The 22,593-nt window shown below is 66.4% G+C and carries 24 protein-coding genes; 9 read left to right on the forward strand and 15 right to left on the reverse strand.

Annotated elements, in window-relative coordinates:
* The first annotated feature begins 160 nt into the window (after positions 1-160).
* From ABZX86_RS04485 to ABZX86_RS04500, 4 genes are all read left to right on the forward strand, one after another.
* Positions 161-1,636, forward strand: a complete 1,476-nt coding sequence (locus tag ABZX86_RS04485; RefSeq protein ID WP_355119993.1) for an FAD binding domain-containing protein — start codon at positions 161-163, stop codon at positions 1,634-1,636.
* The gene (gene xdhB, locus ABZX86_RS04490; protein ID WP_355119994.1) at positions 1,633-4,056 is read left to right on the forward strand and encodes a xanthine dehydrogenase molybdopterin binding subunit; all 2,424 of its coding nucleotides are present in this window, start codon (positions 1,633-1,635) and stop codon (positions 4,054-4,056) included. The genes ABZX86_RS04485 and xdhB overlap by 4 nt, the downstream gene beginning before the upstream one ends.
* Before the next feature lies 1 nt (position 4,057).
* On the forward strand, positions 4,058-4,954 hold the full coding sequence (gene xdhC / locus ABZX86_RS04495) for a xanthine dehydrogenase accessory protein XdhC (RefSeq protein ID WP_355121250.1): 897 nt from the start codon (positions 4,058-4,060) through the stop codon (positions 4,952-4,954).
* A gap of 64 nt (positions 4,955-5,018) precedes the next feature.
* Entirely contained in the window at positions 5,019-5,522 is a 504-nt protein-coding gene (locus ABZX86_RS04500; RefSeq protein ID WP_355119996.1) for a nucleoside deaminase, read from the forward strand.
* A 77-nt stretch (positions 5,523-5,599) separates the two neighbouring features.
* Here ABZX86_RS04500 and ABZX86_RS04505 read toward each other — a convergent pair whose 3' ends face one another.
* From ABZX86_RS04505 to lexA, 3 genes are all read right to left on the reverse strand, one after another.
* On the reverse strand, positions 5,600-6,223 hold the full coding sequence (locus ABZX86_RS04505; protein ID WP_355119998.1) for a hypothetical protein: 624 nt from the start codon (positions 6,221-6,223) through the stop codon (positions 5,600-5,602).
* A gap of 170 nt (positions 6,224-6,393) precedes the next feature.
* Entirely contained in the window at positions 6,394-6,849 is a 456-nt protein-coding gene (locus ABZX86_RS04510; protein ID WP_327145822.1) for a DUF4189 domain-containing protein, read from the reverse strand.
* Between the two features lie 68 nt (positions 6,850-6,917).
* A complete protein-coding gene (gene lexA / locus ABZX86_RS04515) occupies positions 6,918-7,580 on the reverse strand; it encodes a transcriptional repressor LexA (protein WP_355120001.1) in 663 nt (220 codons plus the stop codon).
* 88 nt (positions 7,581-7,668) lie between these two features.
* Here lexA and ABZX86_RS04520 point away from each other — a divergent pair, with 88 nt between their 5' ends.
* Positions 7,669-8,295: a hypothetical protein gene (locus ABZX86_RS04520; RefSeq protein ID WP_355120003.1), complete on the forward strand. Its 627-nt coding sequence runs from the start codon at positions 7,669-7,671 to the stop codon at positions 8,293-8,295.
* Between the two features lie 31 nt (positions 8,296-8,326).
* Here ABZX86_RS04520 and ABZX86_RS04525 read toward each other — a convergent pair whose 3' ends face one another.
* From ABZX86_RS04525 to ABZX86_RS04535, 3 genes are all read right to left on the reverse strand, one after another.
* The gene (locus tag ABZX86_RS04525) at positions 8,327-8,902 is read right to left on the reverse strand and encodes a hypothetical protein (protein WP_355120005.1); all 576 of its coding nucleotides are present in this window, start codon (positions 8,900-8,902) and stop codon (positions 8,327-8,329) included.
* Between the two features lie 68 nt (positions 8,903-8,970).
* Positions 8,971-9,315, reverse strand: coding sequence for a YrdB family protein (locus tag ABZX86_RS04530; RefSeq protein WP_355120007.1), 345 nt, complete (start codon positions 9,313-9,315; stop codon positions 8,971-8,973).
* Positions 9,316-9,413: 98 nt separating this feature from the next.
* The gene (locus ABZX86_RS04535) at positions 9,414-9,860 is read right to left on the reverse strand and encodes a MerR family transcriptional regulator (RefSeq protein ID WP_355120009.1); all 447 of its coding nucleotides are present in this window, start codon (positions 9,858-9,860) and stop codon (positions 9,414-9,416) included.
* 24 nt (positions 9,861-9,884) lie between these two features.
* On the opposite strand from ABZX86_RS04535, the gene ABZX86_RS04540 reads away from it, so the two are divergent.
* The gene (locus tag ABZX86_RS04540) at positions 9,885-10,664 is read left to right on the forward strand and encodes an SDR family oxidoreductase (protein WP_355120011.1); all 780 of its coding nucleotides are present in this window, start codon (positions 9,885-9,887) and stop codon (positions 10,662-10,664) included.
* Positions 10,665-10,743: 79 nt separating this feature from the next.
* On the opposite strand, the gene ABZX86_RS04545 is transcribed toward ABZX86_RS04540, so the two are convergent.
* From ABZX86_RS04545 to ABZX86_RS04585, 9 genes are all read right to left on the reverse strand, one after another.
* Positions 10,744-11,169, reverse strand: coding sequence for a metal-sulfur cluster assembly factor (locus tag ABZX86_RS04545; RefSeq protein ID WP_355120012.1), 426 nt, complete (start codon positions 11,167-11,169; stop codon positions 10,744-10,746).
* Positions 11,162-11,650 carry a Fe-S cluster assembly sulfur transfer protein SufU gene (gene sufU, locus ABZX86_RS04550; protein WP_355120014.1) on the reverse strand — a complete coding sequence of 163 codons (489 nt, stop codon included), beginning with the start codon at positions 11,648-11,650 and terminating at the stop codon, positions 11,162-11,164. Before sufU ends, ABZX86_RS04545 begins: the two co-directional genes overlap by 8 nt.
* 3 nt (positions 11,651-11,653) lie before the next feature.
* A complete protein-coding gene (locus tag ABZX86_RS04555) occupies positions 11,654-12,931 on the reverse strand; it encodes a cysteine desulfurase (RefSeq protein ID WP_355120016.1) in 1,278 nt (425 codons plus the stop codon).
* Positions 12,932-12,936: 5 nt separating this feature from the next.
* Complete coding sequence (gene sufC, locus ABZX86_RS04560; RefSeq protein WP_327145813.1) at positions 12,937-13,710, reverse strand: Fe-S cluster assembly ATPase SufC; 774 nt, start codon at positions 13,708-13,710, stop codon at positions 12,937-12,939.
* Positions 13,711-13,770: 60 nt separating this feature from the next.
* Positions 13,771-14,949: a Fe-S cluster assembly protein SufD gene (sufD, locus tag ABZX86_RS04565; protein ID WP_355120018.1), complete on the reverse strand. Its 1,179-nt coding sequence runs from the start codon at positions 14,947-14,949 to the stop codon at positions 13,771-13,773.
* The gene (gene sufB / locus ABZX86_RS04570) at positions 14,949-16,385 is read right to left on the reverse strand and encodes a Fe-S cluster assembly protein SufB (RefSeq protein ID WP_355120020.1); all 1,437 of its coding nucleotides are present in this window, start codon (positions 16,383-16,385) and stop codon (positions 14,949-14,951) included. Before sufB ends, sufD begins: the two co-directional genes overlap by 1 nt.
* The gene (locus tag ABZX86_RS04575) at positions 16,382-17,179 is read right to left on the reverse strand and encodes a metalloregulator ArsR/SmtB family transcription factor (RefSeq protein ID WP_355121252.1); all 798 of its coding nucleotides are present in this window, start codon (positions 17,177-17,179) and stop codon (positions 16,382-16,384) included. The genes sufB and ABZX86_RS04575 overlap by 4 nt, the downstream gene beginning before the upstream one ends.
* A gap of 179 nt (positions 17,180-17,358) precedes the next feature.
* Entirely contained in the window at positions 17,359-18,378 is a 1,020-nt protein-coding gene (locus ABZX86_RS04580) for an alcohol dehydrogenase catalytic domain-containing protein (protein ID WP_355120022.1), read from the reverse strand.
* Between the two features lie 41 nt (positions 18,379-18,419).
* A complete protein-coding gene (locus tag ABZX86_RS04585) occupies positions 18,420-19,013 on the reverse strand; it encodes a TetR/AcrR family transcriptional regulator (RefSeq protein WP_355120024.1) in 594 nt (197 codons plus the stop codon).
* Positions 19,014-19,158: 145 nt separating this feature from the next.
* Here ABZX86_RS04585 and mptB point away from each other — a divergent pair, with 145 nt between their 5' ends.
* The 3 genes from mptB to ABZX86_RS04600 are packed head-to-tail and all read left to right on the forward strand — an operon-like array spanning position 19,159 to position 22,549.
* Entirely contained in the window at positions 19,159-20,841 is a 1,683-nt protein-coding gene (mptB, locus tag ABZX86_RS04590) for a polyprenol phosphomannose-dependent alpha 1,6 mannosyltransferase MptB (protein WP_355120026.1), read from the forward strand.
* Positions 20,838-21,770: an ABC transporter ATP-binding protein gene (locus tag ABZX86_RS04595; protein WP_327145806.1), complete on the forward strand. Its 933-nt coding sequence runs from the start codon at positions 20,838-20,840 to the stop codon at positions 21,768-21,770. The genes mptB and ABZX86_RS04595 overlap by 4 nt, the downstream gene beginning before the upstream one ends.
* Entirely contained in the window at positions 21,767-22,549 is a 783-nt protein-coding gene (locus ABZX86_RS04600) for an ABC transporter permease (protein WP_355120028.1), read from the forward strand. Before ABZX86_RS04595 ends, ABZX86_RS04600 begins: the two co-directional genes overlap by 4 nt.
* Positions 22,550-22,593: the final 44 nt, after the last annotated feature.

Genomic DNA, 22,593 nt, shown 5'->3' on the forward strand with positions numbered 1-22,593 from the left:
GATTGCGGCCCCGGCACATTCCGATCTCTGTCACCGCCTGCGCACCTCTTTACGTGCTGATTTGCGCTCGGGTTCTCCGGGCCGCGCCGACGAAATAGAAAGCTACTGAAATGGCGACTAGGATTATCAGATCGACCGCGCACCGAAATGAGGATGTGCCATGGTAGCGGCGCGAATCACCGTCAATGGGGAGGTCACCCCGATTTCCCCGGCGGCTCCCCACACAACGGTCCTGGATTTTCTTCGCGACCGTGGTTTCACCGGGAGCAAGGAAGGCTGCGCCGAGGGTGAATGCGGCGCCTGTTCGATCATGGTGGCTCGCCCGGGTATCAATCAGCCCACCGACTGGGTGGCGGTCAATGCCTGCCTGGTCCCCGTCGCCTCCCTCGACGGCCAGGAGATCGTCACCGCCGAAGGACTCGGCACGCTCGATGCCACGGGGGTACCGACCGAACTGCACCCGGTGCAGCGGGAGATGGCTATTCGCGGTGGCTCGCAATGCGGTTACTGCACACCGGGATTCGTCTGCAGCATGGCCTCCGAGTACTACCGTTCCGGCCGCTGCGCACCCGCGACCGATGCCGATGCCGATGCCCACGAGGCCGACCACGAACACGGCCCCAATGGCTTCGACCTGCACTCGCTGAGCGGAAACCTGTGCCGCTGCACCGGCTACCGGCCGATCCGCGATGCGGCGTTCGCCCTCGCCGAGCCGAGCGCCGACGATCCGCTCGCGCAGCGCCGGGCACAGCCCGCACCCGCACCGGTGGCCACCGAGTACACCCTGGGCGATCGCACCTTCCGCCGTCCGGAGACGCTGGCCGACGCGGTGCGGCTCCTGCGTGAACGCCCCGATACGGTGCTCGTCGCCGGCTCCACCGACTGGGGCGTGGAAGTGAATATCCGTGCCCGGCGCGCGGATTACGTGATCGCGATCGATCGACTCCCGGAATTGCGGGAGCTGCGCGTCGAATCCGATCACATCGACATCGGCGCCGCCGTACCGCTCACCGAGATCGAACGACGCCTCGACGGCACCGTGCCGCTGCTGGCACAGTTGTTCCCGCAGTTCGCCTCCCGGCTCATTCGCAATAACGCCACCTTCGGCGGCAATCTGGGTACCGGCTCCCCCATCGGTGACAGCCCGCCCGCGCTGCTCGCCCTCGGCGCGTCGGTGGTGCTCGCCTCCGCCGACGGCGAGCGGGAGATCGAATTGGCCGACTACTTCACCGGCTACCGGCAGAGTGTGCGCCGGGCGGACGAACTGATCCGCGCGGTGCGCATCCCGCTGCCGCTGGCTCCGGTGACGGTCTTCCACAAGATCGCCAAGCGCCGCTTCGACGATATCTCCAGTGTGGCAGTCGCTTTCGCGCTGGATATCGAGGACGGCATCGTCCGCTCGGTGCGCATCGGCCTGGGCGGTGTGGCCGCCACCCCGATCCGCGCCCGTGACACCGAGGCCGCGCTCATCGGCAAGCCGTGGTCGGCGGAGACCGTCGCGGCGGCCGCTCTGATCCTGAAGTCCGAAGGCACGCCGATGAGCGATCACCGCGCCAGCGCCGCGTACCGCTCCGCAATGCTCGGCCGGAGTCTGGAAAAGCTGTACGCGCAAACCACCGAGGCGGTGCTGTCATGAGTAACCTGTCCGAACGCCCCGAGAAGCCCGTAGTCGGCGTGCCGATGCCGCATGAAAGCGCATCACTGCACGTCACGGGCAGCGCGCTCTACACCGACGATCTGGTGTTCCGCACCAAGGATGTGCTGCACGCCTTCCCGGTGCAGGTCATGAAGGCGCACGGGCGGATCACCGCCCTGCGCACCGAGGCCGCGCTCGCGGTGCCCGGTGTGGTGCGGGTGCTGACCATCGATGATGTGCCCGGCGTGAACGACGCCGGTATGAAGCACGATGAGCCGCTGTTCCCGACCGAGGTCATGTTCCACGGTCACGCGGTGGCCTGGGTGCTGGGCGACACGCTGGAAGCGGCCCGGCTGGGCGCGGCGGCGGTCGTGGTGGAACTCGAGGAACTGCCCGCGATCGTGTCGGTGCGGGAAGCGATCGAGGCCGACAGCTTTCACGGCGCGCGGCCCCTGATGATTCGCGGCGATATCGACGAGGGCTTCGCCGATTCGGCGCACGTCTTCAGCGGCGAATTCGAGTTCAAGGGCCAGGAGCACTTCTATCTGGAGACGCACTGCGCGCTGGCCCAGGTCGACGAGGGCGGCCAGATGTTCATCCAGAGCAGTACCCAGCACCCGTCCGAGACCCAGGAAATCGTCGCGCACGTGCTCGGTCTGCACAGCCACGAGGTGACCGTGCAGTGCCTGCGCATGGGCGGCGGGTTCGGCGGTAAGGAGATGCAGCCGCACGGGTTCGCGGCCATCGCGGCGCTCGGGGCCAAGCTCACCGGCCGGCCGGTTCGATTGCGGCTCAACCGGACTCAGGATCTGACCATGTCCGGTAAGCGGCACGGCTTCCACTCCACCTGGAAGATCGGGTTCGACGCCGACGGCCGCATCCAGGCCCTGGACGCCACGCTGACCGCCGACGGCGGCTGGAGCCTGGACCTGTCCGAACCGGTGCTGGCCCGCGCGCTGTGCCATATCGACAACACGTACTGGATTCCGCACGCACGCGTCGCCGGTCGTATCGCACAGTCGAATACGGTGTCCAACACCGCTTTCCGCGGCTTCGGCGGTCCGCAGGGCATGCTGGTCATGGAGGACATCCTGGGCCGGTGCGCACCGCTGCTGGGTCTGGATCCGGCTGATCTGCGGGAGCGGAACTTCTACCAGCCCGGTCAGTCCACGCCGTACGGTCAGCCGGTCGGCCAGACCGATCGGATCGGCAAGATCTGGCACGAGGTGCAGGACGGCGCCGAGTGGACCGAACGGCAGCGCGAGATCGCGGCCTTCAATGCCGCGCATCCGAATACCAAGCGCGCCTTGGCGATCACCAATATCAAGTTCGGCATCTCGTTCAACCTGACCGCCTTCAACCAGGGCGGCTCACTGGTGCTGATCTACAAGGACGGCTCGGTCCTGATCAACCACGGCGGCACCGAGATGGGACAGGGCCTGCACACCAAGATGATGCAGGTCGCCGCGACCACGCTCGGCATTCCGCTGCACAAGGTGCGCTTGGCCCCGACGCGAACGGACAAGGTGCCCAACACCTCTGCCACCGCGGCCAGTTCGGGAGCTGACCTCAACGGCGGTGCGATCAAGAATGCCTGCGAGCAGTTGCGCGATCGGCTCGTTCAGGTCGCCGCGACCCAACTGGGCACCAACGCCTCCGATGTCCGCATTGTCGAAGGTGTCGCTCGTGTCCTCGGCAGTGACAAGGAACTGGACTGGGACACCCTGGTCCGCACCGCGTATATGCAGCGGGTGCAGCTCTCGGCCTCCGGTTACTACCGCACCGAGGGTCTGCACTGGGACGCGAAGGTCTTCCAGGGCTCGCCGTTCAAGTACTTCTCCTACGGCGCCGCCGCCACCGAGGTCGAGGTGGACGGCTTCACCGGGGCCTACCGCATCCGTCGTGTCGATATCGTGCACGACGTCGGCGACAGCCTCTCGCCGCTGATCGACATCGGTCAGGTCGAAGGCGGATTCGTGCAGGGCGCGGGCTGGCTGACACTGGAAGACCTGCGGTGGGACACCAGCGACGGACCCAATCGCGGCCGGTTCCTCACCCAGGCGGCCAGCACCTACAAGCTGCCGAGCTTCTCGGAAATGCCCGAGGAATTCAATGTCACGCTGATGCAGAACGCCACCGAGGAGGGCGCGGTCTACGGCTCCAAGGCGGTCGGCGAACCGCCGCTCATGCTGGCGTTCTCGGTGCGCGAAGCGTTGCGTCAAGCCGCCGCGGCCTTCGGGCCCGCCGGAACCAGTGTGGATCTGGGCTGCCCGGCGACTCCGGAGGCGGTCTACTGGGCGATCGAAGCAGCCCGGACCAGCGACGTGCACAGCAATGGACACACCAACGGCAACGGCAACGGCCACACTGGGAACGGCACTGGGATTCCCACCGACGCAAGCGTTTTGAGCCGTGTCTGACATGGGCTGGGTGGCCGCGGTCGGGCAGTTGCGAGCCCGCCGGGAGCCCGGCGCGCTGGTAACCGTCGCGACCGTGCGCGGCCACGCGCCGCGCCGGGCCGGCGCCAAACTCGTTGTGGGACAGACGCAGACGTGGGGTTCGATCGGCGGCGGCAATATCGAGGCCGTCGCGATCGATCGGGCCCGCGAGCTGATGGGCACTCGAGATCCGGAGCCGGAACTGATGGAATTCGCCCTCAATGACAAGGTCACCAACCGGCACGGCGTGCAGTGCTGCGGCGGAGCGGTCACCGTACTGCTGGAACCGCTGCCGGTGGGCCCCGTGGTGGCGATCTTCGGTGTCGGGCACGTCGGGCTGGAGCTGGCCCGAATCCTGTCCCGCCACAATCTCGATCTGCACCTGATCGATACCCGCCCCGACGTCCTCACCGACGAACGCCTCGGCGTGCTCTCGGATGGCCTGGCACAGATCCACATCCATCACACGCCGCTGCTTCCGGAGGAGGTGCTCGCCGAGTTACCGCCCGGCACCCACGTCCTGATCATGACCCACGATCACGCCGAGGACGCCGCGCTGTGTGATGCGGCCGTGCGCAATACCGATCTCGGCTCGATCGGATTGATCGGCTCGTCCGCCAAATGGGCGCGGTTCCGGCAGCGCCTGGCCGGCGAGGGCGGGCTCGGCGCCGCCGCCATCGATCGGATCAAGACCCCGATCGGCATTACCGGAATCACCGGAAAAGAACCGGCCACGATCGCGGTGAGCGTCGCGGCGGACCTGCTGCGCACCTTCGAACAGGATCGGACGGCGGAAAAAACTCCGGCCGCCCCCTTGGCAAAGTCTACGAAAAGCCGGTCTCAGCCTGCGGAGGTCTTCATGTCTTCCACCCCTAGCTGACTCCGCCCGGGTGCGATGTACTTCATCCGGGTAATCCCCACCGTATTTCGAAAAAGGAGTGACCGTGACCGCGCACATCCAAGAAACGAACGTCCAGGAACTAGAGCGCGCCTGGATGAACGAGGCGATCAGGTTGGCCACCACCAGCGTGACGGAGGGCGGCGGTCCGTTCGGCGCACTGGTCGCCAAGGATGGCGAGGTCGTCGCGATCGGGCACAACCAGGTCACCGCGACCCTGGACCCCATGGCGCATGCCGAGGTGAGCGCCATGCGGGCCGCCTGCAAACAGCTGGACACCTTCACGCTCAAGGGCTGCGTCCTGATCACCTCGTGTGAGCCCTGCCCGATGTGCCTGTCCTCCGCGCTGTGGGCGCGCATCGACCGGATCGTCTACGCCGCCGATCGGCACGATGCCGCGGTGGCCGGATTCGACGACCGCGTCTTCTACGACCTGTTCGAAACCAAGCCGAAGTCGATGTGGCCCACCCGGGTCGAGCAGCTGGATCTGCCGAACCGCACCGCGCCGTTCGACGCGTGGCTGGCCAAGGCCGACCGCATCGACTACTGATTCCGGCCACTGTGGCGGCCCGGTGGAGATCCGCGGGCCGGCACCAGGCATCGGTGGACATCAGGCGTCGGCGGGCATCAGGCGTCGGCCGCTGCGCGCACCCGGCCCTCCCGGAAGAATTCGAGCAGACTTTCCACGGTGGAGACCTCGGACCGGGAGCGTTTGGCCCCGAACGGGGCATTCCAGAAATCACCACGGCGGCGCGTCCACGGTCCCACATAGGCGTACGGCTGGGGGTTCTGCCAATCCCCCGGCGAGACACCGTAATTCACCTCGTCGATCGCCACCGACAGGTCGAAGTGCTCGGGCCACAGCACCGGCTGCTCGGTGGCGAAACGCCGTAATGCGGTGTCCCCCACCGCGAACCAATCATGTACGGAAACCGCGGCCGCATTGTCGACGGTGAAGGGCTCTTCCGGATCCATGCCGGTGCCCTCGCTGTAGAGGCCCTCGGGCGGCCCGGCGGCCTCGAAACCGGCGGCGAGCGCGAGGTCACTGTAGCTGCCGTGCAAACGGATCCGGCCCTGCGGCCACACCAGATCGGTGCCGGTCACCGATACCGGCCATTTCATACCGGTGAAACCACCCAGCACGATTCGCATTCTGATACTGCCGAACCGCCGGTACTGCGGGCCCGCGATGAGCAGTTCCGCCGCCGCGTGCAGCGCGAACCGGGTGTCCTCGTAGGTGATGTCGTCCACCTCGAAATCATCTCCGGCGCGATGGGTGGTTTGCTGGGGAATGGGGCCGAGCAAACAAAAGTGCGCCGCACCGGACGAATCCGGCACGGCGCACTGTGCGATCAGCGCTCATGGGCACTGTGCGATCAGCGCTCGTGGGCACTGGTGCGATCAGCGCTTGTAGCGAGTGCTCAGTGAGCGTTGTCGGTGCACGCCGACAGGACCACCTTCGCCGCACGCGGCGAACCCGAGCCCGTATCCGGGAACGCGGGGGCGCTGGTGCCCAGTGCGTTCACCGCGGCGGTCTCGGCATCACCCTTGGTGGCGGCCCACGCCCAGCCGAAGCGGGAGTCCGCGCCCTGCGAGACAGCGCCGCAGGCATTGGCGAAGTGGACCACGACCTGGCAGTCACCACCACCGCATTTGTTGACGGCGGCGCCGTCGGCGCCGTCCCAGTTGCCATAGTTGACCGCATAAGCGACATTTCCGGTGCTTCGCGACAGCGCCAGGGCGCCGTAGAGATCACCGGAGGCGGCCGTGAACCCGCCATCGGTTCCCACCGCATTGGCGGGACCGGCGGCAACGGCGCCCATCGCGGCCATCGAGGTGATGGCGAGGCCGATTCCAGCCTTGCGCAGCAACGACATTCGATACTCCCCGGGATGAATTGATATAACGGATCGAATCATCGTCGAGCCAAACCCCAAAGTCCAATTCAGACGCGGCGCATTACCGAAACAACTTTGCCCAGAACCACGGCCTTGTCACCGTCGATGACGTCGTACGCGGGGTTGCGCGGTTCGAGATACACGTGACCGTTACGGCGGCGATAGACCTTGACGGTGGCCTCGCCGTCGATCATGGCGGCGACGATCTCACCGGAGTGCGCTTCGGCCTCCTGGCGGATCACCACGATATCGCCGTCGCAGATGGCGGCGTCGATCATGGAGTCACCGCGGACCCGGAGTCCGAATACGGTGCCGCGGCCCACCAATTCCCGGGGCAGCGAGAGCACATCATCGGTGTGCTGTTCGGCCAGGATCGGCGTACCCGCGGCAATATCGCCGACCACCGGCACCGAGACCGAATCGCCGTTCTGCTGCTGCCGGTCGCCGGCGCGCAGGAACAGGCGCACATCCATCGGGCGGGTGACCGATTCACCGCGTGCGAGGAAACCGCGGTCCTCGAGCGCCTTCAAATGTTTGGATACCGACGAACCTGACTTCAAGCCGACCGCGTCACCGATCTCGCGAGTGCTGGGCGAATACCCGTGCTGCTGCACCCAATCGCGGATGGCGCACAGAATCTGCTGCTGGCGCGGAGCCAGGGTCGAGGTGTCGAGGTGGGCGAACCCGTCGTAGTCGTCGTATCCGGTCACCCGGGCATCGTACGGTGTCGGCCCGCGCTTACCCCGGCGTGACCGGCTCCGGCCCATCGTGTCGGCCTCGTAGATTAGGTTGGTCCGGGTGAGTTGCGAATTCGTCGTACTACCGGCTGATTCCGTCGCTTCGGCCGATGCGGTCGAGGCCTATGTGGCGTCCAGTGACGGCATACCGGCCGTGAGCCTGGGGCCGATTCTGGCCGGGCTATGGCGCTGGAACACCGAGATTCCGGTGTGGAACGGCCGGATCACGCTGGCCGCCGTGGGCGAGTGCGTGCGGGTGTCGGTGCCCGAGCATGCGGCCTGGCGAGTGCTGCTGTGGATCGAAGAGCTCATCGCCGGAACCGAATTCGCGCTCTACGATCCGCGGGATCGGTCGCTGGAGAGCCCCGAGATGCGCGAGTTCCGGGTGAATGTCGGCGGTACCCGGTACTTCGATGTACTGACCAAGCGCCAATTGCACACGTGGATACCGCAATTGCAGGATTTGGCCCCGACCCCGTTCCTGATCGTCCAGGAACCGGATGATCCGGACACCTTCATCCAGACCTTCCGCCAGGGCACCGACGACTACCTGCTGGAGTATCGCGAGGGGGGTCATATGCTCACCACCACCCTCGACAATCCGCTGCGCATCGCCGATTACATCTGGGACTGGGCCGATGATCGCCGCAAGAATCTCGACCGGCTGTTCTGGACCAAGAGACCCTGAGGCCCGCCCAATTCAGTAGTACCCGGCCGGTTCAGTAGTAGAAGCACACCAGGCCGAGACCCTCGGCCTGGCAGGTGCGCGCCCAATCCCGCAGTTCCGCCACCGATCCGCGAATGGCGTCATCGGTGAGCCGCTCCAGTTCGACCTCGGCCAAAGTGTCTGCCATGGCGCCGATCCGGTGACTCTCGACAAACCCGATGCTCGGAAAATCATCGATCGGCGGCAGCTCGATCGGCGCTCCGCCGAGCACCAGTCCCGCCGGATCGAAGTCCACCCCGAGCTCCGCCAGCGCCTCCTCCACCATCGAGAAGTACCGGAACCGCATCCCCGCCCAGTGCGCATTGTTGAGCAGCGTGCCGGCGTGGTGGCACAGCACCTCCAGCGCATGCCCGTAGGTAGGCCCGAAGTCCTCGTGCATGGCCTCCCCCAGCAACAGCTGCCGCATCACATCCCGCGGCGTCAGCCCGAGCTCCTCGGCCTCATCCAGCCGATCCAGCACATGCCGCGGCGAGGACCGCACCACATGATCGGAGAACTCCTGGCTATAAGAACCGACCAACCGGATCCCTTCCAGGTCAACGGCATACGGGCTCACGATGTAGGACACGACTCCCCTTCCGGCATGAACGGGCAAACCCTAGCAGCCGGACCGGCCACGACGAATCGATCCACCGCTCAATCGATCTGATGCAAAACCCTCGCCAGTACGGCATTCACGACAAACACCACCGCGAACCCCAGCGCCAGCCTGCGCCGCCGCATCACATAGACCGCGGCAATCCCGACCCCGAACCAGCACACCTCGAACACGATCCGCCCCACCCCGCTGAGCGAACTCCCAGGCGACCCGAATGTCCCCCACACACTGGCCATCACAGCCGCCAGCCCCAACCCGGCGAACGCCCGGACCGCAGTGGACTGCTGCCAGGTGAACGGCCAGTACCCGACGGCCACCAGGGTCGCCAGTTCCAGCGCGAACGCAACAGTCGCATTGAGCGCCTTGATAATCGACAGCACCACCGGGCGACCCCTTCCTCGGCGCGGGCCGCGCACGAACCAAGCAGTTCTACCACCGCCCGGCACCGGCCGCTCGTCAGCTGCCCGAGGCCACAGACCGGCTAGGCCCTCGGCACCCACAGCTGGTCGGCGTCACCGGCGGCTACGCGGCCGCGGTAGACATCGATCTTGCGGTCGATGAGTCCGAGATTGTCTTGCAGCTCAGCGATTTTGGCGGCCACCTGGGCACGGTGGGCCTCCATGAGGGCCAGGCGCGCCAGCTCATTGCCGCGGCCCGCGGCGACGAGCTCGGCGTAGCGGCGGATGGTCTTGATGGGCATACCGGTGGCGCGCAATCGGGTGCAGACGGTGATCCAATTCAGATCGAGTTGGCGGTAGCGGCGCTGGCCGCCGGAGCTGCGGTCGACCGCGGTCACGACCAGGCCCGCACGTTCGTAGTAGCGCAGGGCGTGGGCACTGATGCCGGTGCGGCGTGCGGCCTCGGCAATGCTCAGGCCTTCGTCGGGGATGGCAGCCGGCGACGCGGGCTGCGGCTTGACTTCGAGCATGCTCTAGAGATTAGCGTCGTGGGTATGAGCAATTCGCAGTCATTGGAAGGCACTCGGGCGGTGGTCACGGGCGCTACCGGCGGGCTCGGGCGGGCTATGGCGGCCGCGCTGGTTCGGGGTGGGGCGCAGGTGGTGGTGACCAGCCGGAGTCGGGAGCGGGCGGAGGAGGCGGCTCGGGAGCTGGGGGCGGGGGCGGTCGGGATCGCGTCGGATGTCCGGGATCAGGAGTCGGTGGCGCGGCTTGTCGGGGCGGTGCACGAGCAGTTCGGGGGGATCGATCTGCTTGTGAACAATGCCGGAATCGGCATGCGCACAGTGAATCCCAGATTTCTGGAACAGTCGCTGCCGTTCTGGGAGGTGCCACCGGACGGGTTCCGCGATGTGATCGAAACGAAGCTCACGGGGGTGTTTCTGGTGGCGCGGGCCTTTGCGCCGGTCATGCTGGCGGCCGGGTCGGGGCGGATCGTGAATATCTCGATGAGCACCTCCACCATGACACGGGTCGGATTCGTGCCCTACGGGCCGGCCGGTGCGGGGATCGAGGCGCTGTCGCGGATCATGGCGGCCGAATTGGCGGAGACTCCGGTGCGGGTGAATATGCTGCTGCCCGGCGGGGCGACGGCGACCGGCATGGTGCCCGCGGACGCCCCTTCCGAAGTGCGTGCGCGACTGCTGGATCCGTCGATCATGGGGCCGCCGATCGCCTGGCTCGCCTCGGAGGCGGCCGAGGACGTGCACGATGAGCGCATTATCGCGTCTGAGTTTCCGGAGTGGCTGGCGGCGCGCTCGAGCAGCACTCTGTAGGCCGAAAACGACTGTCGCCCCTGCTGTTTCCAGCAGGGGCGACAGTGACGCGACGCGGGGTATCCGCTACGCGGGAGAGCTATACGGTGAAGCCGAGGGCGCGCAGCTGCTCGCGGCCGTCATCGGTGATCTTGTCGGGGCCCCACGGCGGCATCCAGACCCAATTGATCTGCAGGTCGTCGACCAGGCCACTGCGGACCAGGGCATTGCGCGACTGATCCTCGATCACGTCGGTGAGCGGGCAGGCCGGCGAGGTCAGCGTCATATCCATCTTGCAGATGCCGTCGGTGACCGTCATGCCGTAGACCAGGCCCAGATCGACGACATTGATGCCGAGCTCGGGGTCGACCACATCGCGCATGGCCTCTTCGAGGTCCTCGAGGAATTTGACCTCTTCCTCGGTCAGCTCGACCTGCGGTGCGGCGTTCTCGGCCACAGCGGTCTCCGACGCGGCGGCCTCGGCCGCCGGAGTTACGGCAGTCTGCGATTCAGTGGTCTCACTCATCGTTCTTCTTCTCCCCGTTCGACATCGGCAGCTTGGTCTCCTCGGCGGAGGCAATCTGCACCACCGCGTCCTTGAACGCCATCCAGCCCAGCAGCGCGCATTTGACGCGCGCCGGGTACTTGGACACGCCGGAGAAGGCAATGCCGTCGCCGATCATGTCCTCATCACCTTCGAGGGTGCCGCGGCTGGAGATCATCTCGTTGAACGAGTCGACCACCTTCAGCGCCTGCTGCACCGGCAGGCCGATGACCTGGTCGGCGAGCACCGACGTGGAGGCCTGGCTGATCGAGCAGCCCTGGCCGTCATAGGACACGTCGGCGACATCGCCCTTGTCGTCCACCTGGACCCGCAGGGTGATCTCGTCACCGCAGGTCGGGTTGACGTGATGCACCTGCGCACCGAACGGCTCGCGGAGCCCCCGGTGGTGCGGGTGCTTGTAGTGGTCCAGGATCACTTCCTGGTACATCTGCTCCATGCGCATGATCTATGCAACTCCGAAGAAGCTCTGGGCCTTCCGCACCGCGGCCAGCAATGCGTCGACCTCGTCGAGGGTGTTGTAGACGGCGAACGAGGCACGCGCGGTGGCCGGAACACCGAGGCGGCGCATGAGCGGCCAGGCGCAGTGGTGGCCGACGCGAATGGCGACGCCCTCGTCGTCGAGGATCTGACCCACGTCGTGGGCGTGAATGCCGTCCACCACGAAAGATACTGCGCCGCCGCGGTTCACAGTGTCGGTCGGGCCGACAATGCGCACACCGTCGATCTTGGCGAGTCCCTCGAGCGTCGCGCTGACGAGCGCATGCTCATGCGCCGCAACAGCATCCATGCCGATGGCTTCCAGATACCGCACGGCCGCACCCAGTCCGACCACCTGCGAGGTCATCGGCACGCCGGCCTCGAAGCGCTGCGGCGGGGCGGCGAAGGTGGTGGCCTCCATGGTCACCGTCTCGATCATGGAGCCACCGGTGATGAACGGCGGCGTCTCCTCGAGCAGCGCGTAGCGGCCGTAGAGCACGCCGACGCCGGAGGGACCGAGCATCTTGTGCCCGGAGAAGGCGGCGAAGTCGACGCCCAGCTCACGGAAGTTCACCGGCATATGCGGCACCGACTGGCAGGCGTCGAGCACGACCAGCGCACCGACTTCCTTTGCCCGGCGCACCATTTCGGTGACATCGGCGATCGCGCCGGTCACATTCGACTGATGCGTGAACGCGACAACCTTGGTGGCAGCGGACAATTCGAGCGAATCGAGGTCGATGCGACCGTCATCGGTAATGCCGTACCACTTCAGCGTCGCCCCGGTGCGGCGCGCAAGCTCCTGCCACGGAACGAGATTCGCGTGATGCTCGAGCTCGGTGATGACGATCTCGTCACCAGGGCCGACGTGATACGGGAACCGGCTGTCCGCGAACGAGTAGGTCACCAGGTTCAGCGATTCGGTCGCGTTCTTGGTGAAGACGATCTCACGGGCGTCCACGCCGACGAAGCGGGCGATATCGGCACGCGCGTCTTCGTAGGCGTCGGTGGCCTCTTCGGCCAGTTGATGAGCACCACGGTGCACCGCCGCATTGTGCTGGGTGAGGAAATCGCGTTCCGCATCCAGCACCGCCGTCGGCCGCTGCGAGGTGGCGCCCGAGTCGAGATAGACCAGGGGTTTACCGTCTCGCACCGTGCGGCTGAGGATCGGGAAGTCGGCGCGAATGCGGGCGACGTCCAGAGCAGGCAGCCCGGCGAGCCGGGAATCGCGCACCGTGGTGGTCATAGTTTTTAAGCTCCTACAGCGGCAGAGGTGAAGCGCACGTAGCCATTCGCGTCCAGCTCGTCGGCCAGCTCCTTGCCGCCCTGGGCGACAATGCGGCCGTTCACGAACACGTGCACGAAGTCGGGCTCGATGTAGCGCAGGATGCGGGTGTAGTGGGTGATCAGCAGAATGCCGCCGTCCTCCCGCTCCTTGTACTTGTTCACGCCCTCCGACACGATGCGCAGCGCATCGACATCCAGACCGGAGTCGGTCTCGTCGAGGATGGCGATCTTCGGCTTGAGCAGACCCAGCTGCAGGATCTCCTGGCGCTTCTTCTCACCACCGGAGAAGCCCTCGTTGACCGAGCGCTCGACGAAGGTCGGCTCGATCTCGAGCTCGGCCATGGAGGTCTTGAGCTCCTTGACCCAGGTGCGCAGCTTGGGCGCCTCGCCGCGGACGGCGGTGGCGGCGGTGCGCAGGAAGTTCGAGACCGACACGCCCGGAACCTCGACCGGGTACTGCATGGCCAGGAACAGGCCCGCACGCGCCCGCTCGTCCACCGTCATCGCCAGCACGTCTTCACCGTCGAGGGTGATGGTGCCGGAGGTCACGGTGTACTTGGGGTGACCGGCGATCGCGTAGGACAGGGTCGACTTGCCGGAGCCGTTGGGGCCCATGATCGCGTGGGTCTCGCCCGACTTCACGGTCAGGTTCACGCCCTTGAGGATCTTGATGGGCTCGCCGGATTCATCCGGGTTGGCGACCTCTACGTGCAGGTCCTTGATTTCCAGGGTGGTCATCGAATTCGAATTCCTTTGGCGGGGAGGGAAAGTTGGTCAGACGCCGGCAACGGCGAGCCGTTACACGCCGACAGCGGCGAGCTCGGCCTCGATGGCCGCCTCGAGCCGCTCCCGAACCTCGGGGACGGCGATCTTCTGAATGATCTCGAAGAAGAAGCCGCGCACGACCAGACGTCGCGCCGCCTCCTCGGAGATGCCACGCGAGCGCAGGTAGAACAGCTGCTCATCGTCGAAACGTCCGGTGGCGGAGGCATGTCCGGCGCCCACGATCTCGCCGGTCTCGATCTCCAGGTTCGGCACCGAATCGGCGCGGGCGCCGTCGGTGAGCACCAGATTGCGATTGGCCTCGTAGGTCTCGGTGCCCTCGGCGGCGGCGCGAATGAGCACATCGCCCACCCACACGGTGCGCGCGTCCGGCTTGCCGGAGTTCGGATCGCCTTGCAGCGCACCCTTGTACAGCACATTGGACTTGCAGTTCGGGACCGAGTGATCCATGAGCAGACGCTGCTCGAAGTGCTGGCCGTCATCGGCGAAGTACACGCCGAGCATTTCCGCGTCGCCACCCGGACCGGCGTAGCGCACGGTCGCGGTCAGGCGCACCAGATCGCCACCGAGGGTGACATTGGTGTGGCGGAAGGTGGCGTCGCGACCCAGCAGGGCGTGGTGCGCGGTGGCGTGCACGGCATCGTCGGCCCAGTCCTGGATGACGATGACATTCAGCTTGGCACTGTCGCCGAGCACGAATTCCACGTTCTCCGCGTAGGTTCCGCTGCCGCGCTGGTCGATGACCACGTTGGCGACCGCGAAATTCGCGAGACGAATCTGGGTGTGGCCGTAGGCGGTCTTGCCCTCACCCGGACCGGTGACGGTCAGGGTGACGGCGTCGGCCACCTCGACCTCCGCGCCGACGGACACGATGGTCGCCTGCTCGAAGCCCGAATACGCCTGCGCGGCAACACGATCGGTGGGTGTACCGGCGGCGCCGAGGCGCACGTCGGTACGGTCCACGGTCTCGACCGTGATGCCCTCGACGGAGGTCGCTTCGACGGTGGCGGACCCGTCACGAACGGCGGTGCCGTCGTGCAGGCCGCGCATCCGGCGCAGCGGAGTGAAGCGCCACGCCTCGTCGTGCCCCGAAGGCACTTCGAAGGCGTTCACGTCGAACGACGCGAAGACCTCACCCTTGTTGATAGCCGGAGGGCGAGCCTCGGCAGCAACGGCAACATTCTCGACCGTCATCAGCCGACGGCTCCTTCCATTTGCAGCTCGATCAGGCGGTTGAGCTCGAGGGCGTATTCCATGGGCAGTTCCTTGGCGATCGGCTCCACGAAGCCGCGCACCACCATGGCCATGGCCTCGTCCTCGGTGAGGCCGCGGGACATCAGGTAGAACAGCTGGTCGGCCGACACCTTCGACACGGTCGCCTCATGACCCATGGTCACGTCGTCCTCGCGGATATCGACGTACGGGTAGGTGTCCGAGCGAGAGATGTTGTCCACCAAGAGCGCATCGCACTTGACGGTCGACTTCGAGCCGTACGCGCCCTTGTTGACCTGAACCAGGCCACGGTAGGAGGCACGACCGCCGCCGCGCGCCACCGACTTCGAGATGATGTTCGAGGAGGTGTGCGGCGCCAGGTGCAGCATCTTCGCACCGGTGTCCTGGTGCTGACCCGCACCGGCGAACGCGATGGAGAGCACCTCACCCTTGGCGTACTCACCGGTCATCCACACGGCCGGGTACTTCATGGTGACCTTGGAACCGATATTGCCGTCGACCCACTCCATGGTGGCGCCGGCCTCGGCCTTGGCCCGCTTGGTGACCAGGTTGTAGACGTTGTTCGACCAGTTCTGAATCGTGGTGTACCGGCAGCGGCCACCCTTCTTCACGATGATCTCGACAACCGCGGAGTGCAGCGAATCCGAGGAGTAGATCGGCGCGGTGCAACCCTCGACGTAATGCACGTAGGCATCCTCGTCGACGATGATCAGGGTGCGCTCGAACTGACCCATGTTCTCGGTATTGATGCGGAAGTACGCCTGCAGCGGGATGTCCACGTGCACGCCCTTCGGCACGTAGATGAACGAACCACCGGACCAGGTAGCCGAATTCAGCGCCGAGAACTTGTTGTCACCGGACGGGATGACCGAGCCGAAGTACTCGCGGAACAGCTCCGGGTGCTCCTTGAGCGCGGTATCGGTGTCCAGGAAGATGACGCCCAGCTTCTCGAGATCCTCACGGATCGAGTGGTAGACGACCTCGGACTCGTACTGCGCCGCGACACCGGACACCAGACGCTGCTTCTCCGCCTCGGGGATACCGAGCCGGTCGTAGGTGTTCTTGATCTCCTCGGGCAGGTCGTCCCAGGTGGCCGCCTGCTTCTCGCTGGAGCGCACGAAGTACTTGATGTTGTCGAAGTGGATGCCGTCCAGATCGGAACCCCAGCTCGGCATCGGCTTCTTGTCGAAGATGCGCAGCGCCTTCAGCCGGAAGTCGAGCATCCACTCCGGCTCGCTCTTCTTGGCCGAGATGTCGCGAACGACCTCCTCGGACAGGCCGCGCTTGGCACTGGCACCGGCGACATCCTTGTCGGCCCAGCCGTACCCGTACGTCCCAATGGAGGCAATGGTCTCCTCTTGGGACAGCGGCTGCACCTGATCGGTCGTTGTCGTCATTCGGCACTCCTTCCGGAGTCGTGTGTAGAAGTCGTTGCGGGCTGGGCAACGGGGGTTTCAGCGGTATTCGAGTTCTGTGTCGGCAGCAACGTCAGCGGGACGTGTGTGGTGCACGCGCAATCGCCGTTGGCGATGGTCGCCAGCCGCTGCACATGCGTGCCGAGTATGTGTTTGAAAGCCTCCAGCTCGGCGGCGCACAACTCCGGGAATTCCTCGGCGACGTGCGATACCGGGCAGTGGTGCTGGCAGATCTGTACTCCCGCACCGACTTTCCGGGTGGAAGCGGCGAACCCGGCCTCGGAGAACGCATCCGCGATCTCTTCCGCCTTGTCGATCGTCGCCTCGGGTGTGTGCCGGGAGAGCTGCTGAACTCCGGCGACAATCGTGGCGACCCGCTTACGTGCGAAGTCGACGATGGCTGTGTCGCCGCCGACCTCGCGCAGCTGACGCATGGCGGCGCCGGCCAGGTCATCGTAGGCATGACCCAATCGGCCGCGACCGGTGGCCGTCAACTGATACTGCTTGGCCGGACGTCCGCGACCCTGCTGCTGCCAGGCCGCCGACCGGGCAGCCCGCGCTTCGCCGGATTCGATGAGAGCGTCCAGATGCCGGCGCACCCCCGCCGGGCTGAGGCCCAAACGCTTGCCGATGGCGGTCGCGGTGATCGGCCCGTCCTCGAGCAGTAGTTTGATGACGGCCTCGCGGGTGTGGCCTTCGCCCGCCGGTGCAGACACAACAGCAGCCCGGGCGCCCAGCTGGCGCCCGGTTTCTGCTTTCGCATTCCGCAAACCCATGGTTTTCACAACACCAGTGTGACCGAATTCCATCCCACGTTCCAGTAAGGGTCACCTGACTTTGCGCGACCTGGGGATGTGAGGCTCTGCACACCTGCGAATCGACCGGCAGGCCCGTTCGCGCCACCGAGCGCGGATCACCCGGGGAAGACCTCGGCTACCTGGGCAGATGACAACCGTCAGCGCACGGCGACCAGCTTCATGGGAGCTTCCAGGAGCGCCGCGACGGAATCCTCGAACGGCACGGTGCGGGTGGTGACCACGGACGGGTCGAAGCGGCCGGTGGCTACCAGGTCCAGGACGTGCGGAATGACGGGGCGGACGTGAGCTCGGCCGGTATGGAAGGTGCAGCAGCGCGAATACATTCCGAGGAGCGGAAGGGGGACATCCTGGGCTTGGACGCTGACGCTGGTGCACCAGCCGTCGTTCGCGGTGGCATTGACAGCGGCGCGGAGCGCCTCACCGCCACCGGCGGCTTCCACGGTGATGGGGAAGCGGCCGACTCGGGTGGTGGGGGCGCCTTCGATGGGGTCGGCGCCGAGTTCGGCTGCTATATCGAGTCTTTCGGGGTCGGTGTCGAGGTAGACGGTGCGGGCGGCGCCGAGGGCTACCGCCAGGCCGGCGGCGTAGAGACCGATGGAGGAGGCGGCCGGGCCGCCGAGGATGAGGACTTCCGCGGCGGGATCCGCCGAAAGTTGCGGGGCCACGGCGCGATAGGCGTCGGGGATATTGTCGCTGGCGCTGGCCACCGCGACCGGGTCGAGGCCGGCGGGGAGCGGGACGAGCATGGCGTCCGCGTGTGGAATTCGCGCGAGATCGGCCCAGAGACCGCCCCATTCGAGGCCGCCCATCGGGCCGAGGCCGTAGGTGGACATGAAGGCCTGGGCGGTGCAGCTGCCGGTACGGCCGCGCAGGCACGGCGGGCAGGCGCCGCAGGAGATTTGGAAGGGGACGACCACGGTGTCGCCGGGACCTACGGTGCGGACGTTCTCGCCTACAGCGATGACTTCCGCAACCCCTTCATGACCGAAGGGATAGGGGCCCGCGAGGGGGAAGAACCCTTGCAGGACGGCGGGATCCAGATCGCAGGTGGCTACCGCGATCGGCCGGACCAGGGCCTGATCGGGTGTGTCGAGGGTGGGTTCGGGGCAGTCTTCCCAGCGGAGCGCGCCGGGACCGTCCAGCATGAGTCGCTTCATTCATCGATCATCGCTAGAACGATCGTTCTGGACAACCCTCCCTAGGGTGAGTTCTGCTCGACGACAGCGACTTCGGCGAGACTCAGGCGGATCAGCCGGGCCAGGGCGGCGGAGACGGTCAGCAGCGGCTCGTCCGATCGGCGAACTCTGGCCAGCAGGGTCGCCCCCTCGTACGCGGCGACAATCGTGGTGGACAGCTCGTACGACTCCCCCGGCGGCAACCCCACATCGGTGAGCAGCTGCGTGAAACCCGCTGTCATTGCATCGAATGCAGCAACGCACGCGGTGCGCACCGCGTCCACATCACTGCCGCCGTCGAGCGCGGGCGTGCCGACGGGACAGCCGTCGGTCCATTCGGACGCAGCGAGTTTCGCGGCCATGAAGTCGAACAGGGTTGCCGCCGTAGCGAACACATCGGCCGGAGCCTCACTGATCATGCGCCCCACCAGCACTCCGGTACCGGTGATGGCAGAGACCGCAATCTCCTCCTTACCACCCGGAAAGTGGTGGTAGATAGATCCGTACGGCAGCCCCGCCGCTTCGCTCAGCTTCTTCAGGCCGAATCCGTGATAGCCGTGCCGGGCCAGAAGTCCCGCCGCCGCCACCTCGATTCGACGCTTCGACTCGGAAACCATGCATCAAGCGTATGAGTGCGGTCCGACACCGGCAGCCCGAACAGCGCAAGGAACAAGCCGATCCGCCACGGTCGGTCGCATCGCCACCCGGGTACAGCCGGGCGATCGGAGTCCGCGCGGATACTCCCTACTAGTCTTTGCGGCTGTGGCAGTAGTGGACGGCGCGGGGCGCAGAGTGAGAGAACTGGGACGCCGGGCCCTCGGCCTGGACGTTCCGGCCGCCGACCACACCATTGCCGTGCTGCACAGCACCGAAACCGATGTGCCGGGGCTCGACCGGCGGGAAACACTGCAGCTGAGCCGGATCCGCATGCTGGGCGCGACCGGCGCCGTGATCATGGCGATTTCGGCACTCGGTGTAGGCGCGCAGCCGGTGCATCAGAATCCGACCTCCGGTATGCGGGTGCTGGGATTCTTCGCGCGGGCGCACACCTCCACGCTGGCCATGTGCATGATCGGCACGGTCCTGGTGGTGATGGCCTGGCTGCTGCTGGGCCGCTTCGCCGTCGGCGGCTGGGGCGGGCATCCGCGGCACCGGCTCACCCGGTCGCAGCTGGATCGGACGCTGCTGCTGTGGATCATTCCGCTCAGCATCGCGCCGCCCATGTTCAGCAATGATGTGTACTCGTATCTGGCGCAGAGCGAGATCGCCGCGCGCGGACTGGACCCCTATGCGGTCGGCCCGGCGGACGGCCTGGGACTCAACAATGTCCTGACCAACAATGTGCCGAATATCTGGCGTGAGACGCCCGCGCCGTACGGCCCGCTGTTCCTGTGGATGGGGCGCGGCATCTCGGAGTTGGCCGGGGACAACATCATTGCCGGGGTGTGGCTGCACCGGCTGCTGGCGCTCGCGGGTGTGGCGCTGATCGTCTGGGCGCTGCCGCGGCTCTCGCGCCGCTGCGGTGTCGCGCCGGTGAGCGCGCTGTGGCTGGGCGCTGCCAATCCACTGGTGCTGTTCCACCTGGTCGGCGGTGTGCACAATGACGCGCTCATGCTCGGGCTGATGCTGGCCGGTACGGAGTTCTGCCTGCGGGCCGTCGAGGACACGCATCCGTTCGACAAACGCGCGTGGACGCTGCTGGTGTTCGGCGTCGTGGTCATCACGCTGTCGTCGTCGATCAAGATCACGTCGATTATCGCGCTCGGCTTCGTGACCATGGCCCTGGCCAAACGCTGGCGTGGCGGTTTACGCACTGTCCTCATAGCCGGAGCATTGCTCGGCGCGATGGCCATCGCCACGACACTGTTCGTGAGTTTCGCCAGCGGGCTCGGCTTCGGCTGGATTCATACGCTCAATGCCGCCACCACCGTGCGCAGCTGGATGTCGGTGCCGACCGCGCTCGGCATCGTCACCGGATTCGGCGGCGTCCTGCTCGGCCTCGGCGACCACACCACCGCCCTGCTCGGCATCACCCGGCCCATCGCCGGGGCGATCGCGGTCTTCGTGACCATCCGCATGCTGGTCGCCGCCTGGACCGGGCGCTTGCATCCGGTCGGCGCCATGGGCGTCTCGCTCGGCGCGATCGTGCTGCTGTTCCCGGTGGTGCAACCCTGGTATCTGCTGTGGGCGATCGTGCCGCTGGCCGCCTGGGCGAACCGGCCCGCCTTCCGGGTGCCGGCCGTCGCGTTCTCGGCGGTGGTGAGCGTGATCCTGATGCCGCGCGGCGCGGACTTCTATGTCTTCCAGATCGTGGAGTCGGCGATCGCCACCGTGCTCGTGGGCGTACTGCTGATCTTCCTCACCAGAAATGTGCTGCCGTGGCGCAATCAGCCGGGGGTGTCGGCTCCGTCACAGCAGCCCACGGCCTACGGTGTGTCCTCGTGACCGCAGCCTCGGAACCCGCCGTCAGAGTCGACGGCGTCGTCAAACGCTACGGCGATACCACCGCAGTCGACGGTCTCAGCTTCGTGCTCGAACGCGCGCAGGTGCTGGCGCTGCTCGGCCCCAACGGCGCCGGCAAGACCACCACCACCGAGATGTGCGAGGGCTTCGTCTCCCCCGATGCCGGGACCGTGCGGGTGCTGGGCCTGGATCCGATCGCCGATTCCGATAAATTGCGCCCGCGCATCGGCGTGATGCTGCAGGGCGGCGGAGCGTATCCGGGTTCGCGGGCCGGGGAGATGCTGGATCTGGTCGCCTCCTATTCGGCGCATCCGCTCGATCCGGACTGGCTGTTGAAGACGCTCGGGCTGCAGGATGCCCGCCGCACGCCGTACCGGCGACTCTCCGGCGGTCAGCAGCAGCGATTGGCACTGGCCTGTGCGCTGGTCGGCCGGCCCGAGATCGTCTTCCTGGACGAGCCGACCGCCGGATTGGATGCGCAGGCAAGGCATCTCGTGTGGGAGCTCATCGACGCGCTGCGCCGCGACGGTGTCAGCGTGCTGCTGACCACGCATCTCATGGATGAGGCCGAACAGCTGGCCGATCAGCTGGTCATCATCGACCACGGCCGCATTGTCGCCCAGGGCACACCCAGCGAGGTCACCTCCCACGGCGCTGAAGGCCGGCTGGCCTTCACCGCACCCCCGAATCTCGACCTCGTACTGCTGACCGCGGCGCTACCGGAGGGCTTCACCCCCAAGGAGGCCTCGCCCGGCTCCTATCAGCTGCACGGCGATATCACCCCGCAGGTTCTCGCGACCGTGACGGCCTGGTGCGCACAGATCAATGTGCTGCCCACCGACATTCGCATCGACCAGCGCCGCCTGGAAGACGTCTTCCTCGAACTGACCGGCCGGGAGATCCGCGGATGACCGAGACTGCCAACCGTTTCGCACCGGGCACGTTCACCCCGGCGCCGCAGCCCACCACGCGGGCCAAGATGCTGATCTCGCAGACGCGCATGGAGCTGATCCTGTTGCTGCGCAATGGGGAACAGCTGCTGCTGACCATGTTCATTCCGATCACGCTGCTGATCGGCCTGACACTGCTGCCGATGAGCGGTCTCGGCGCGCATCGCGTGGATCGGGTGGTGCCCGCGGTGATGATGGTGGCGGTCATGTCCACCGCGTTCACCGGGCAGGCCATCGCCGTGGGCTTCGATCGGCGCTACGGCGCGCTGAAACGCCTTGGGGCGACGCCCTTGCCACGCTGGGGCATTGTCGCGGGCAAGTGCGCGGCCGTGCTCATCGTGGTGGTGTTGCAGTCGATTCTGCTGGGCGCCATCGGTGTTGCGCTCGGCTGGCGGCCGTCGATCATCGGGCTCGTGCTCGGTGCGGTCGTGATCGCGCTGGGCACAGTCGCTTTCGGTGCGCTCGGCCTGCTGCTGGGCGGCACGCTCAAGGCGGAGATCGTGCTGGCGCTGGCGAATATCCTCTGGTTCATCATGCTGGGCACCGCGAGCCTGGTCGTCATGTCCGATGACATTCCGCACGCGGTGAATCTGATCGCCCGGATCATTCCCTCCGGTGCACTGTCGGAGTGCCTGAATCAGGCGCTGCGCAAGAGCATCGACTGGTACGGCATTGCAGTTCTTGCCGCCTGGGGCAGTGTCAGCGGCTGGCTGGCGACGCGTTTCTTCCGCTTCGACTGACGGCTCCCCTGACTAACGACGCGTTGTAGTAGGGCCGGTGATCG

The organism is Nocardia sp. NPDC006630, assembly GCF_040611495.1.
In the GTDB taxonomy this organism is placed as follows: domain Bacteria; phylum Actinomycetota; class Actinomycetes; order Mycobacteriales; family Mycobacteriaceae; genus Nocardia.